This is a genomic window from Geodermatophilus sp. SYSU D00705, from assembly GCF_054050135.1.
Genome location: NZ_JBJGYT010000008.1, coordinates 99057 through 111645, shown reverse-complemented (window position 1 = coordinate 111645; position 12589 = coordinate 99057). Strand labels below are relative to the sequence as shown.

Annotated in this window: 14 protein-coding genes; 4 read left to right on the top strand and 10 right to left on the bottom strand. The window is 75.7% G+C overall.

What is annotated here, in order from left to right; all coding sequences use genetic code 11:
- Entirely contained in the window at positions 1 to 1521 is a 1521-nt protein-coding gene (guaB, locus tag ACI78Q_RS08985) for an IMP dehydrogenase (RefSeq protein WP_456922981.1), read from the bottom strand.
- 121 nt (positions 1522 to 1642) lie between these two features.
- Here guaB and ACI78Q_RS08980 point away from each other — a divergent pair, with 121 nt between their 5' ends.
- Positions 1643 to 2041, top strand: a complete 399-nt coding sequence (locus tag ACI78Q_RS08980; protein ID WP_456922980.1) for a DUF5319 family protein — start codon at positions 1643 to 1645, stop codon at positions 2039 to 2041.
- 242 nt (positions 2042 to 2283) lie between these two features.
- Here ACI78Q_RS08980 and ACI78Q_RS08975 read toward each other — a convergent pair whose 3' ends face one another.
- Positions 2284 to 3033 (bottom strand): response regulator transcription factor, encoded by a 750-nt coding sequence (locus ACI78Q_RS08975; protein ID WP_456922979.1) that lies wholly within the window; start codon positions 3031 to 3033, stop codon positions 2284 to 2286.
- A 339-nt stretch (positions 3034 to 3372) separates the two neighbouring features.
- On the opposite strand from ACI78Q_RS08975, the gene ACI78Q_RS08970 reads away from it, so the two are divergent.
- Positions 3373 to 3672 (top strand): WhiB family transcriptional regulator, encoded by a 300-nt coding sequence (locus tag ACI78Q_RS08970; RefSeq protein ID WP_456847850.1) that lies wholly within the window; start codon positions 3373 to 3375, stop codon positions 3670 to 3672.
- Between the two features lie 159 nt (positions 3673 to 3831).
- On the opposite strand, the gene groL is transcribed toward ACI78Q_RS08970, so the two are convergent.
- Both groL and groES read right to left on the bottom strand, forming a co-directional pair.
- A complete protein-coding gene (groL, locus tag ACI78Q_RS08965; RefSeq protein ID WP_456922978.1) occupies positions 3832 to 5475 on the bottom strand; it encodes a chaperonin GroEL in 1644 nt (547 codons plus the stop codon).
- 174 nt (positions 5476 to 5649) lie between these two features.
- On the bottom strand, positions 5650 to 5958 hold the full coding sequence (groES, locus tag ACI78Q_RS08960) for a co-chaperone GroES (protein ID WP_456922977.1): 309 nt from the start codon (positions 5956 to 5958) through the stop codon (positions 5650 to 5652).
- A 187-nt stretch (positions 5959 to 6145) separates the two neighbouring features.
- Here groES and ACI78Q_RS08955 point away from each other — a divergent pair, with 187 nt between their 5' ends.
- Complete coding sequence (locus ACI78Q_RS08955) at positions 6146 to 7369, top strand: THUMP-like domain-containing protein (protein ID WP_456922976.1); 1224 nt, start codon at positions 6146 to 6148, stop codon at positions 7367 to 7369.
- A gap of 24 nt (positions 7370 to 7393) precedes the next feature.
- Here the strand turns inward: ACI78Q_RS08955 and tsaD are convergent, their stop codons facing one another.
- From tsaD to ACI78Q_RS08925, 6 genes are read right to left on the bottom strand one after another with little or no spacing between them, the layout of a single operon-like run.
- Positions 7394 to 8434, bottom strand: a complete 1041-nt coding sequence (gene tsaD / locus ACI78Q_RS08950; protein ID WP_456922975.1) for a tRNA (adenosine(37)-N6)-threonylcarbamoyltransferase complex transferase subunit TsaD — start codon at positions 8432 to 8434, stop codon at positions 7394 to 7396.
- Between the two features lie 43 nt (positions 8435 to 8477).
- Positions 8478 to 8924 carry a ribosomal protein S18-alanine N-acetyltransferase gene (rimI, locus tag ACI78Q_RS08945; protein ID WP_456922974.1) on the bottom strand — a complete coding sequence of 149 codons (447 nt, stop codon included), beginning with the start codon at positions 8922 to 8924 and terminating at the stop codon, positions 8478 to 8480.
- The gene (gene tsaB, locus ACI78Q_RS08940; RefSeq protein ID WP_456922973.1) at positions 8921 to 9559 is read right to left on the bottom strand and encodes a tRNA (adenosine(37)-N6)-threonylcarbamoyltransferase complex dimerization subunit type 1 TsaB; all 639 of its coding nucleotides are present in this window, start codon (positions 9557 to 9559) and stop codon (positions 8921 to 8923) included. Before tsaB ends, rimI begins: the two co-directional genes overlap by 4 nt.
- Positions 9560 to 9565: 6 nt before the next feature.
- Positions 9566 to 10090, bottom strand: coding sequence for a GNAT family N-acetyltransferase (locus ACI78Q_RS08935; RefSeq protein ID WP_456922972.1), 525 nt, complete (start codon positions 10088 to 10090; stop codon positions 9566 to 9568).
- Positions 10087 to 10554: a tRNA (adenosine(37)-N6)-threonylcarbamoyltransferase complex ATPase subunit type 1 TsaE gene (gene tsaE / locus ACI78Q_RS08930; RefSeq protein ID WP_456922971.1), complete on the bottom strand. Its 468-nt coding sequence runs from the start codon at positions 10552 to 10554 to the stop codon at positions 10087 to 10089. Before tsaE ends, ACI78Q_RS08935 begins: the two co-directional genes overlap by 4 nt.
- Positions 10551 to 11177, bottom strand: a complete 627-nt coding sequence (locus ACI78Q_RS08925) for a uracil-DNA glycosylase (protein WP_456922970.1) — start codon at positions 11175 to 11177, stop codon at positions 10551 to 10553. The genes tsaE and ACI78Q_RS08925 overlap by 4 nt, the downstream gene beginning before the upstream one ends.
- 41 nt (positions 11178 to 11218) lie before the next feature.
- Here ACI78Q_RS08925 and ACI78Q_RS08920 point away from each other — a divergent pair, with 41 nt between their 5' ends.
- The gene (locus tag ACI78Q_RS08920) at positions 11219 to 12580 is read left to right on the top strand and encodes an alpha/beta fold hydrolase (protein ID WP_456922969.1); all 1362 of its coding nucleotides are present in this window, start codon (positions 11219 to 11221) and stop codon (positions 12578 to 12580) included.
- Positions 12581 to 12589: the final 9 nt, after the last annotated feature.

Genomic DNA, 12589 nt, shown 5'->3' with positions numbered 1-12589 from the left:
TCACCGACCCCGGTAGTTGGGAGCTTCGACGGTCATCTGGATGTCGTGGGGGTGGCTCTCCACCAGACCCGCGGAGGTGATGCGGGTCAGCCGGCCGCGCTCCTGCAGGTCCTCGACGGTCTCCGCCCCCGCGTAGCCCATGGAGGCGCGCAGGCCGCCGACGAGCTGGTGCGCCACGCCGGCCAGCGGGCCGCGGTAGGGCACCTGGCCCTCGATGCCCTCGGGGACGAGCTTGTCGTCGGAGAGGACGTCGTCGGCGAAGTAGCGGTCCCGGCTGTAGGACTGGTTGCCGCGCTTCTGCATCGCGCCCAGCGACCCCATGCCGCGGTAGGTCTTGTACTGCTTGCCGTTGACGAACACCAGTTCGCCCGGCGCCTCCTCGACGCCGGCGAACAGGCCGCCGATCATCACCGTGGACGCGCCGGCGACGAGCGCCTTGGCGATGTCGCCGGAGTACTGCAGACCGCCGTCGGCGATCACCGGGACGCCGGCCGCCCGGGCCGCCAGCGCGGCCTCGTAGATGGCGGTGACCTGGGGGACGCCGACGCCGGCGACCACCCGGGTGGTGCAGATGGAGCCGGGCCCGACGCCGACCTTCACCGCGTCCACGCCCGCGTCGATCAGCGCCTGCGCACCCGCGCGGGTGGCGACGTTGCCGCCGACCACCTGGACGCCGTGGCCGACGGTCGCGAAGTCCTTCTTCACGCGGGCGACCATGTCCAGCACCGCGCGCTGGTGGCCGTGCGCGGTGTCGACGACCAGCACGTCGACGCCGGCGTCGACCAGCAGGCCGGCCCGCTTGTAGGCGTCCTCGCCCACGCCGAGCGCGGCGCCCACCATCAGCCGGCCGTCGACGTCCTTGGTGGCGTTGGGGTACTGGTCGCGCTTGACGAAGTCCTTGACGGTGATCAGCCCGCGCAGCCGGCCGGCGTCGTCGACCAGCGGCAGCTTCTCGACCTTGTGCTTGGAGAGCAGGCGCAGCGCGGTGTCGGCGTCGACACCGACCGGGGCGGTGATCAGCGGCATCGGCGTCATCACGTCGCGGACCAGCACCGACTGGTCGGTCTCGAACCGCATGTCGCGGTTGGTCACGATGCCCACGAGGACCCCGTCGGCGTCGACGACGGGCGCACCGGAGATCCGGTAGCGCGCCGACAGCGCGTCGACCTCGGCGAGGGTGTTCTCCGGGGAGCAGGTGACCGGGTTGGTGACCATGCCGGCCTCGGAGCGCTTGACCAGGTCCACCTGGCCGGCCTGCTCCTCGGCGGCGAGGTTGCGGTGCAGGACACCGATGCCGCCGACGCGGGCCATCGCGATCGCCATCCGGGCCTCGGTGACGGTGTCCATCGCGCTGGAGACCAGCGGCACGGCCAGCCGGATGCCCCGCGTGAGCTGGCTGCTGGTGTCCACCTCGGCCGGCACGACGTCGGACGCGCCGGGGATCAGCAGGACGTCGTCGTAGGTGAGCCCGAGCGGCGCGAACTTCGCCGGCAGCTCGGGAACGAACTCGTCGGGCTGCATCGAAGCCGCCACCCCTCCGGATCGGCCGGCGCCCTGATGGGCGCGCGGGAGTCTCCGTCGATCGTAGGCGGCGACACCGCGCGCTCGATGTGATGCCCGTCAGGCCACTACCGTGGGAGCCGTGAGTACGTGGGACGACGCATCCGGGCCCGACTTCGGGCCCGCCGACCAGCCAGGTCCGCCGCCGCTGACCATGGAGGAGCGGGCCGGCGTCCTGGACGACCTCGCCGAGCTGGAGGTGTTCCGCACCCTCCTGGAGCCCACCGGCATCAAGGGCATCGTCGTGGACTGCCCCGACTGCGACGAGGAGCACCACGTCGACTGGGCCCTCATGCAGGCCAACCTGCGCCAGCTGCTCGAGGAGGGGCAGACCGGCCGCCACGAGCCGCCGTTCGACCCCGACCCCGACGACTACGTGAGCTGGGACTACGCCAGCGGCTACGCGGACGGGATCGCCGCGATGGCCGAGCGCGAAGAGCCCGGCAGCGGCCGCGCCGGCAAGCACGCCCGCGACGACTGAGTCACTGCGGTCCTCCGGACGGCACCGCGGCCGCGTGCCGTCCCCGGCTGCGTGGAGCCGCTGCCCGTGTCCCGGTCGGGGACCCTCCGGGCCCCTCGACCGGTCCACCCGGACGCGTGCCGTGCCCGACCTGCGCTGCCCTCCCGTCGGTCCCGATCGCCGTCCCGGCCCGCTGACACGCCGAGAGCCCCCGGCGCGCACGCCGGGGGCTCTCGTCATCGCGGTCGGTCAGGACCGCATCGTCACTGCATCATGCCGCGGCGGAAGCCGGTGGCCACCGCCTCGGCGCGGTCCTTGGCGCCCAGCTTGCGGAACAGCCGGCGGGCGTGGGTCTTGATGGTGTCCTCGGACAGGTAGAGCTCCCGGCCGATCTGGGCGTTGCTCTTGCCCTGGCTCATGCCGGTCAGCACCTGCATCTCGCGCATCGAGAGGCTGACCGCCGCCGGCTCGCGCACGGTGGAGCGCACCGTCGTCGGGGCGGACCCGGCCAGCGGGGTGGCACCACTCCACGCGGGGCTCGCGGTGGCGGCGCCGACCGACGCCAGCGGCACCGGCTGGTGCGGGATGGAAGGGGCGGGACCCCGGCCGTCGACCCGCAGCCCGACCCGGGACAGGCCCAGGCCCATCTCCAGGGCCGTGGCGTCCCAGCGCAGGTACCCGCGCGCACCCACCGCGACGGCGGCCCGCACGCTCTCGGCGTCGTCGGGCGCGCCGAGCACGAGCACCGGCAGCCGGGGGTGCGCCCGCAGCGCCTGGGTGGCGACGGTCAGCCCGGAGTCCAGCGCCCGCTGGGTGCCGACCAGCAGCACGTCGGGCAGCCGGGTCGCCAGCCGGGACATGAGGGCGGCGGCGTCACCGACGACCTCCACCCGGCCCACGAACGGCAGCGCCACCAGCCGGCCCGCGATGTCGTCGCGGACCCGCCGGCGCTCGTCGTAGACCCACACGGTCGTCGTGCCCTGGCCCGGGCCGCGCATCCTGTCGTCGATCACGCCTGCTCCTCGCTCTCCCGGCCGCTCGGTACCGTCCGGGTCCCACCGCCCGGATCCCCCGGCCGGGTGTCGCTCGGGCGGGAGTCCCCACCCGGGGCACCGCCGTCGCCACCGGCAGTGCCGACGCTCCGTGGGGTGTCCCACGCCGGAGTTCGACACGACCTGCAGTCACCTTGATCGAGTGCGGGGGGTGACGACAGCGCCTCTCACCCAGCGGGGGGAGACGAGAGCCGTGAAAATGCAGGGTCACGGTGTGTTTGACCCGTGGAGGCCTCGGGCACCGGGCCCCTTGCAGCCGGACCGCCTTCTCCGGCCCGCACCGAGCCGAGGAGGACCTTCATGGCCGACATCCGCCGACTCCCCACCCCCGTTGCCGAGGTCTGGGACTGGCAGCTGCACGGAGCCTGCCGTGGCGAGAGCACGGCCCTGTTCTTCCACCCCGACGGCGAGCGCGGCCCGGCCCGGGCCCGGCGCCAGGCGGCCGCCAAGGCCGTCTGCGCCCGCTGCCCCGTCATCGACGCGTGCCTGAAGCACGCACTGTCCGTCCGCGAGCCGTACGGCGTGTGGGGCGGCATGAGCGAGGAGGAGCGGGCCCGGCTGATCGCCGCGGAGCCCGCCGCCGTCGCCGCGGGGGTCTGAGCCCCCTCCACAGACGCGGCAGAGGGCCGGTCCAGCAGCTGCTGGACCGGCCCTCTGTGCGTTCTGGCGCTCCCTTGTGCGACGAGATCGGCGATCTCGCACGTCCCGATGGCGGGAAGCGTGCGAGATCGCCGATCTCGTCAGGAGCCGGGGCTCACCTCAGTGGCTGTGCCCGTGGCCGTGCGAGTGGCCGTGGGTGTGGTGCCCGGCGCCCGCGTGCTCGTGCTCCTCCTGCGGCGCCTCGACGACGGCGGAGTCGGTGGTCAGCACCATCGCGGCGATCGAGACGGCGTTGCCCAGCGCGGCCTTGGTCACCTTGACCGGGTCGATGACGCCCTGGGCGACCAGGTCGCCGAACTCGCCGGTCGCGGCGTTGAAGCCCGTGCCCGTGCCCGCCTCGCGGACCTTGGCGACGACGACCCGGCCCTCGAACCCGGCGTTCTCGGCGATCCGCACCAGCGGGGCGTCGAGGGCGGCACGGACGGCGCGGGCGCCGGTGAGCTCGTCACCGGAGAGGCCGAGGGAATCGATCGCGGCCGCCGCGTACACGAGCGCCGAGCCACCGCCGGGGACGACGCCCTCCTCCACCGCGGCGCGGGTGGCGGCGATGGCGTCCTCGATGCGGTGCTTCTTCTCCTTCATCTCGACCTCGGTCGCCGCACCGACGCGGATGACGCCGATGCCGCCGGCGAGCTTGGCCAGCCGCTCCTGCAGCTTCTCGCGGTCCCAGTCGGAGTCGGTCGCCTCGATCTCGCGCCGGATCTGGGCCACGCGGTCGCCGATGGCCTGGGTCGTGCCGCCGCCGTCGACGATCGTGGTGTTGTCCTTGTCGACGGTGATCCGGCGGGCGGTGCCGAGCACCTCCAGGCCGACCTGGTCGAGCTTGAGGCCGACGTCCTCGCTGACCACCTGACCGCCGGTGACGACGGCGAGGTCGGTCATGAACGCCTTGCGCCGGTCACCGAAGTACGGCGACTTGACGGCGACGACCTTGATCGTCTTCCGGATGGAGTTGACGACGAGGGTGGACAGCGCCTCCCCCTCGACGTCCTCGGCGACGATCAGCAGCGGCCGGGCGCCGGTGGACAGCACCTTCTCCAGCAGCGGGAGCAGGTCGGCCAGGGCACTGATCTTGTCGCTGACCAGCAGGACGAGGGCGTCGTCGAGGACGGCCTCCATCGCCTCCTGGTCGGTGACGAAGTAGGGCGAGAGGTAGCCCTTGTCGAACTGCACGCCCTCGGTGACGTCGAGCTCGGTGGAGAGGGTGTTGCTCTCCTCGACGGTGATGACGCCGTCCTTGCCGACCTTCTCCATGGCCTCGCCGATGAGCCGGCCGACCTCGGCGTCCTGCGCGGAGATCGTCGCGACGCCGGCGATGGAGGCCTGGTCGGAGACGGGGATGGCGACCTCGTCGAGGGCCGTGGCGACGGCGTCGGCGGCGGCGCGCATGCCGGCGCCCAGCGCCATCGGGCCCGCGCCGGCGGCGACGTTGCGCATGCCCTCGTGGACCAGGGCCTGGGCCAGCACGGTCGCGGTGGTGGTGCCGTCACCGGCGACGTCGTTGGTCTTGGTGGCGACGTTCTTGGCCAGCTGGGCGCCGAGGTTCTCGTAGGGGTCCTCGAGCTCGACCTCGCGGGCGATCGTGACGCCGTCGTTGGTGATGGTGGGCGCGCCGAACTTCTTGTCGAGGACGACGTTGCGGCCGCGCGGGCCGAGGGTCACCTTGACGGCGTCGGCGAGCTTGTCCACACCGCGCTCGAGCGCGCGGCGGGCGTCCTCGTTGAACTTGATGATCTTGGCCATGGGGCCCTTCCGATACGGAGTTCAGGGGGTCGGACGACGACCGCCCCGGGACCCGGTGTTCGGGTCGCCGGGGCGGTCGGTGCGGAGGCGGGTCACCCTCGGGGCGGGACCGGATGCCGGCCCCGTCCCGAGGCTCGTCCCGAGCTCGCGAGGGATGAGGAGGACGGGGTCCTTCTACTTCTCCACGACGGCGAGCAGGTCGCGGGCGGAGAGCACCAGGTACTCCTCGCCGGCGTACTTGACCTCGGTGCCGCCGTACTTGGAGTAGATGACCACGTCGCCGACCTTGACGTCGAGCGGCACGCGGTTGCCGTTGTCGTCGACGCGGCCGGGGCCCACGGCGACGACGGTGCCCTCCTGGGGCTTCTCCTTGGCGGTGTCCGGGATGACCAGACCGGAGGCGGTGGTGGTCTCGGCCTCGTTGGCCTGGACCACGACACGGTCCTCCAGCGGCTTGATGCTGACCTTGGTAGCGGTCGTCACGTCGGCGACGCCCCCTTCGGTGTCGGACGGCTGGTGGGTTGGTGCTGATGCTGTGGCACGGGGGCGGGGCCTGCCGTCGCGGGGGTCAGGCGCCTGCCCGTGTCGATTGGCACTCTACCCATGAGAGTGCCAGCCGCTCAACCGGGTCACCGGACCGGGGCACGGACCGGTGCGTCACGCTGTGCCGGTGCCCCCTGAGCCTGCCATCGACGCGCTGGCGCAGCTCAGGTGGTTGCGCACCCCGGAGGGCACGGCGGCGGCCGGCCGGGCGGCGGAGCTGCTCGCCGGGGGCGCCGACCTGCTGACCGGCCTCGGCCGGTTGCGCGCCGAGGTCGGCGCGGAGCACGCCGGGCCGGCGTGGGAGCTGGCCCGGCTCCGGGCACGGGCCCGGCCGGTGTTCGGTGCCGACGCCGACGTCCTGTTCCTCACCGCCGACACGCTGGAGCAGGCCGGCCGTCCCGCGCTGGCGACCCGCCGGGCGGCCCGGCTGCTGGCCGCGGACGCCGGCACGGCCGCCGACCTGGGCTGCGCGTCCGGCACCGACACCGTGGCCCTCGCCCGGGCCGGCGCCTCCGTGGTCGCCGTCGACCGTGACCCGCTGGCCCGTGAGCTGACCGCGGCCAACGCCGCCGCGCTGGACCTCGCCGACCGGGTCACCGTGCGCGACGCCGACGTCGTGGACCTGGTGGCCGCGGCCGCCGACGGCGCGGTGGCCGGGTGCGCCGCCGCCGTCCTGGACCCCGCCCGGCGGACCGGCGGACGGCGGCAGCTGGACCCCGACCGGTGGTCGCCGCCCTGGTCGACGGTCGTCGCGCTGCTGGACCGCGTGCCCCGTGCGGTGGTGAAGGTGGCGCCGGGGCTGGACCACGACCGCGTCCCGGCCGGCGTCGAGGCGGAGTGGGTCTCGGCCGGGAGCTCGATCGTCGAGGCGCTGCTGTGGGGGCGCGCGCTGTCGACGACGTGGCGGCGGGCCGCGCTGGTGCGCGACGGCGAGGTCCTCGAGCTGACCGCGGACGCCGATCCCGGCCCGGCGCCGGTGGGCCCGGTGCGCGGCTGGCTGCACGAGCCGGACCCGGCGGTGATCCGGTCGGGGCTGGTGTCGCTGGTCGCCGCCGACCTGGGCGCGACCCTCGTCGACCCGACCATCGCCTACCTGACCTCGGACTCCCCGGCCGGCTCCCCCTGGGTCGCCTCGTACCGGGTCGACGAGGTGCTGCCGTTCAACCTCAAGAAGCTCAGGGCCCTGCTGCGGGCCCGCGGCGTGGGAAGGGTCGTGGTGAAGAAGCGCGGGTCGGCCATCGAGCCGGAGACGCTGGCCCGGCAGCTGCGCGGAGCGGGCGCGGGCGCGGCCACCGTCGTCGTCACCCGCGTCGCCGGAGCCCCCACCGCCCTCGTCTGCGGAGTCAGCTGAGGGCCATTGTGGCCACAATGGCCCTCAGCGGGTGACGACGTCGATCGGCAGGGAGCTGTCCGCGCCGACGTCCGGTGCCGACGGGGCCACGCCGGCCTCGACGAGCCGCGAGCCCAGCGCGGCCACCATCGCGCCGTTGTCCGTGCACAGCCGCGGGCTGGGCGCCCGCAGCACGATGCCGGCCTCCGCGCAGCGCTCCTCGGCCAGCGCGCGCAGCCGGGAGTTGGCCGCGACCCCGCCACCGAGCACCAGGTGGTCGACGCCGTGGTCCTTGCAGGCGCGGACCGCCTTCCGCGTCAGGACGTCGGCCACCGCCTCCTGGAAGGACGCCGCGACGTCGGCCACCGGCACCGCCTCCCCCGCCCGCTGCCGGGCCTCGACCCACCGGGCGACAGCGGTCTTCAGGCCGGAGAACGAGAAGTCGTAGGGCGCGTCGCGGGGGCCGGTGAGCCCGCGCGGGAAGTCGATCGCCGCGGGGTCCCCCTCGCGCGCGGCCCTGTCGATCGGCGGGCCACCGGGGAACGGCAGGCCGAGCACCCGGGCCACCTTGTCGAAGGCCTCCCCCGCCGCGTCGTCGATGGTCCGGCCCAGGGACTGCACCTCGCGGGCGAGGTCGGGCACCAGCAGGAGCGAGCTGTGCCCGCCGGAGACCAGCAACGCCAGCGACGGCTCGGCCAGCCGGCCGTGCTGCAGCTCGTCGACGGCGACGTGCGCGGCCAGGTGGTTGACGCCGTACAGCGGCTTGCCCAGGGCCAGGGCGTAGGCCTTCGCCGCGGCCAGCCCGACCAGCAGCGCGCCGGTGAGGCCGGGTCCGGCGGTCACCGCGACGGCGTCGACGTCGGAGGCCTGCACCCCCGCCTCGGCCAGGGCGCGGTGCACGGTGGGCACCATCGCCTCCAGGTGCGCCCGCGACGCGATCTCGGGCACCACCCCGCCGAAGCGCTCGTGCTCGGCCACGGAGGTGGCCAGGGCGTCCGACAGCAGCGTCTGCCCGCGCACGAGGCCCACGCCGGTCTCGTCGCACGAGGTCTCGAAGCCCAGGACGAGCGGCTGACTCGACGTCACCGTTCGCTCCCGCCCGGCGGAGCCGGATCGATCACAGAGTCGCTCACGCCTTCTCCCGCTTCATCACGACGGCGTCGGTGCCGCTCGGTTGGTAGTAGCCCCGGCGCCGGCCGATCTCGGTGAACCCCCGCCGCCGGTAGAGACCCTGGGCCAGCTCGTTGTCCGCCCGCACCTCCAGCAGCACCACCGGGCTGCGCCGGTCGGCCTCGGCCAGCAGCGCGTCCAGCAGCGCGGCCCCGATGCCCTCGCCCTGCCGCTCGACGGCCACCCCGATGGTGGCCACGTGCGCCTCGTCGTCGTAGGCGATCAGGCCCGCGTAGCCGACGACGCGGTCACCGTCCTCGGCCACCAGGTAGTACCGGGTGTCGGTGCGGGCGAGCTCGTCGCGGTACATCGCCGCGGTCCAGGTGTCGGGGGCGAACAGCTCCTCCTCCAGCTCCAGGACGGCGCCGAGGTCGGCCAGCCGCATCGGCCGCAGCCGGGCACTCACGTGGTCGTCACCGGCTTGAACGTCGTCGGCGGGACGGCGTCCGGGCGGCGCAGGTACAGCGGCGCCAGCGGCGCGGCGGACGACGGGTCGGCGAGCTGGGCGGCCGCGGCCCGCAACAGCCCCGCCGTCGTCACGTCGGCCGGGGTGACCGGCGCGCCCAGCCGCTCGGCGAACCGGGTGTCGCCCACCAGCGGGCCGGACGCGGCGAGCTCCTCGGGACGCACGACTCCGGGCCCGCCGGTGCGGGCGCCGTCGGCGCCGTAGGCGGCCCAGTAGACCTCCTTGCGGCGGGCGTCGGTCACCACGGTGCGGGCGCCCGAGCCGACGGCATCGAACGAGCAGACGCCGACGACGGGCACCCCGCGCGCGTCGGCGAGCGCGGCGGCGGTCACCACGCCGACCCGCAGGCCGGTGAACGGCCCGGGCCCGAGCCCGGTCACGACCGCGTCGAGGTCGGCCACCGTGTGCCCGGCCTCGGCGAGGACCTCGGTGACCGCGACGGTGAGCAGCTCGGCGTGCCGGTTGCCCGAGGGCACCGCGCGCTCGGCCAGCACCTGCGTCGCGCCGTCCGGGGACCACCGGGCGAGGCCGGCGACGAGCGTCGGCGTGGCGGTGTCGAGGGCGAGGACCAGCACGACCGCTCAGCCTAGGTGAGCGCCGGCGGCCACCTCGTAGACGACCTCCGGGCCGTCCACCTCGTCCACCTGCTCCCCCACGGCGACGAAGCCGGAGCCCAGCACGAGGTCCCGCGAGGCCACGTTGCCCGGCGCGACGGAGGCCCGCACGGTGGTGACGCACGGGTCCGCGGCCGCCCGGTCGAGCAGGGCCCGCAGCGCCGCCCGCGCGTACCCCCGCCGCCGGTGCCCGGGGTCGATCGAGTAGCCGACCTCGACCACGCCGGCGGCGTCGGGCGGCCCGTGGAAGCCGGCCCGCCCGACGGCCAGGCGGCGGTCGGGGTCCCAGACCACCCGCGTGACCCAGTCGGCGCTGGGCGGGTCGGCGACCACCTGGGCCGCCCGCATCGCCCACACCGGGCGGCACTCGGGCCCGGCGAGGTACCGGCTGAGCGGCACCGGCGCGCTCGCCTCGGCCGCGGTCAGGTCGCCGCCGGCGAGGGCGCGCAACGCCGCGGGGCTCAGCTGCACCAGCTCCACCCGCACGCTCACGCCCCCGCGGCCGGCCCGCCGTCGAGGCGCTGCTCCCAGCCGGGGCCGTGCGGCACCAGCTGCGCTGTCCGGACGTCGTTGTCCCGCCGGTCCAGCCGTACCTCGAGGTGCTCGTCGGCCAGCCGCTCGACCAGGCCCTGGCCCCACTCGACCACGGTCACGGACTCCTCGGTCGAGGCGTCGAGGTCCAGGTCGTCGACGTCGGCGACGCTGCCGAGCCGGTAGGCGTCGACGTGCACCAGCGGCAGCCGGCCGCCGCGGTGCACGCGGGCGATGACGAACGTCGGCGAGGTGACCGGCTCCCGGACGCCGAGGGCCTGCCCGATCCCCTGGGTGAGCGCGGTCTTGCCCGCGCCCAGCGGACCGACCAGCACCACCAGGTCACCGGGGCGCGCGAGGTCCGCCAGGGCCGCACCGAGGGCCCGGGTGTCCTCCGGGGTGGGCAGCACGTGCTCGCGCCTCACGCCAGGCTCCCCGCGACGGCGGTCAGGTCGGCCAGCAGCCCGGCCCGCGGCGCGCCCTTCGGCCCGAACCGGATCGCCGCCGACGGGTGGTAGGTGGCCCACACCGCCCGCCCCTCGACGTCGTGCGGCCGCCCGCGGGCCTCGGCCAGCACCGTGCGGGGCCCGAGGAACCACTTGGCCGAGGACAGCCCCAAGGCCACGACCACCGGCGGGTCGAGCAGCTCCAGCTGGCGCCGCAGCCAGCCGCTGCAGCGGGCCACCTCCGGCGCCTTCGGCGTCCGGTTGCCCGGCGGGCGGCACTTCACCACGTTGAGGACGGCGGCCTGCCCGCGGTCGAGCCCCGCCTCGGCGAGCAGTTGGTCGAGCAGCGCGCCGGACCTGCCGACGAACGGGCGGCCGGTCTCGTCCTCCTGCGCGCCGGGCGCCTCGCCGACCAGGGCCAGGCGCGGCCGGCCTGCCGGGACGTCGCCGACCACGACGTGCTGCCGGGTGGCGGCCAGCTCGGGGCAGGCGACGCAGGGCCGGGCCGCGGCGGCCAGCGTCTCCCAGTCCGGCGCGGCGGCGGCGACGCGGGCCACCTCCTCCGCGGCGGCGTCGAACCGGGGCGGACGGGGTGCGGCCACGACAGCACCCTACGGGGCCGCCCGGTGCCACCATCCCCGATGTGCCGACGACCACCAGGGACCGCTTCCCGCCGTCGCGAGCCGGCACGGCAGCGCGGGCCGGGCGCACCCGGTGGGTCGTCGCGGGCTCGCTGCTCACGGGCCTGGTGGCGGCCGGCGTCCTGACCCTGGTCGTCGTCGCCGGAGCCCGCGAGCACGTGGTCACCGGGTCCGCCCTGCTCGGTCTCGCGCTCGGGTGGGCGGTGCTCGCGGTGGCGTCGTCCCGGTGGACCGACCAGCCGCAGCGCTGGGCGCTGGTCCCGGCGACCGCGATGGCCGCGACGGGGCTCGCGCTGCTGGCGGTCGCGCCCGGCGACGCCGGCCTGACCGCCGCCGGGTGGGTGTGGCCCCCGGCCCTGCTCGTGCTGGCCCTGTGGTCGGGCCGGCGCGTGCGCCGCTCGCTCGCCCCGCGCCGCGGCCGCCGGCTGCTCCACCCGATCGTGGCGCTCATGGTGCTGGCGGCCGTGGGCGGCATGGCGGAGACCCTCGTGCGCGCCTCTCAGGGCGACGACGCGATGCCAGGACGGGGCTACGACGTCGGCGGCCGCCGACTGCACCTGGACTGCACCGGCACCGGCAGCCCCACCGTCGTCCTGCTGGGCGGGCTCGGGTCGATGTCGTCGAGCTGGGCCCGCATCGCACCGGTCGTCGGTCGCACCACCCGGGTGTGCGCCTACGACCGCGCGGGGCAGGGCTGGAGTGACGACCTGCCCCACGTGCAGGACGGCATCGAGGTCGCGGCCGACCTGCACGCCCTGCTCGACCGCGCCGGGGAGGACGGTCCGTTCGTCCTCGCCGGGCACTCGACCGGGGGCAGCTACGCGATGGTCTACGCCGCGCAGTACCCCGGGCAGGTGGCCGGGATGGCGCTGCTCGACCCGTCCGACCCCTACCGGTCCACGGCCGGCTCCGTCTCTCCCGACGCCGGCGCCCCGGCCCTGGTCGCGATCGCGCCCGGCCTGGCGCGGCTGGGCCTCGGCCGCCTCGCCCCGTCCGCCGCCTGGTCCGCCCTGCCCGAGCCGGCCGCCGGTCAGCTCCGGGCGTTCGCGGCCGGTCCGCGCGGCTGGCGCAACCAGCGCGACGAGTACGCCGCCATGCCGGCCGTGTTCGGCCAGGCTCAGCGCCTCACCGGCCTCGGCAGCGCGCCGCTGGTCGTGGTCACCACCAGGGGGTCGCCCCACGCGCCCGGCTTCTCCGAGGCCCACGGCCGGATGGCGGCGCTGTCGACCAACAGCGGCCGGCGCGAGGCGGACGTCAGCCACGTCGGCCTGCTGGACGAGGAACGCGGCGCTGCCGTGGCCGCCCGCGCCGTCGACGACGTCGTCCGGGCCGCGCGCACGGGCACGCCCGTGCCGTCGCGCTGAGCCGCCGAC

Excerpts from the sequence above, each read along its gene's own strand:
- guaB (WP_456922981.1), bottom strand. The coding sequence starts at position 1,521 with ATGCAGCCCGACGAGTTCGTTCCCGAGCTGCCGGCGAAGTTCGCGCCG.
- ACI78Q_RS08970 (WP_456847850.1), top strand. The coding sequence starts at position 3,373 with ATGGCCGACATCCGCCGACTCCCCACCCCCGTTGCCGAGGTCTGGGAC.
- groL (WP_456922978.1), bottom strand. The coding sequence starts at position 5,475 with ATGGCCAAGATCATCAAGTTCAACGAGGACGCCCGCCGCGCGCTCGAG.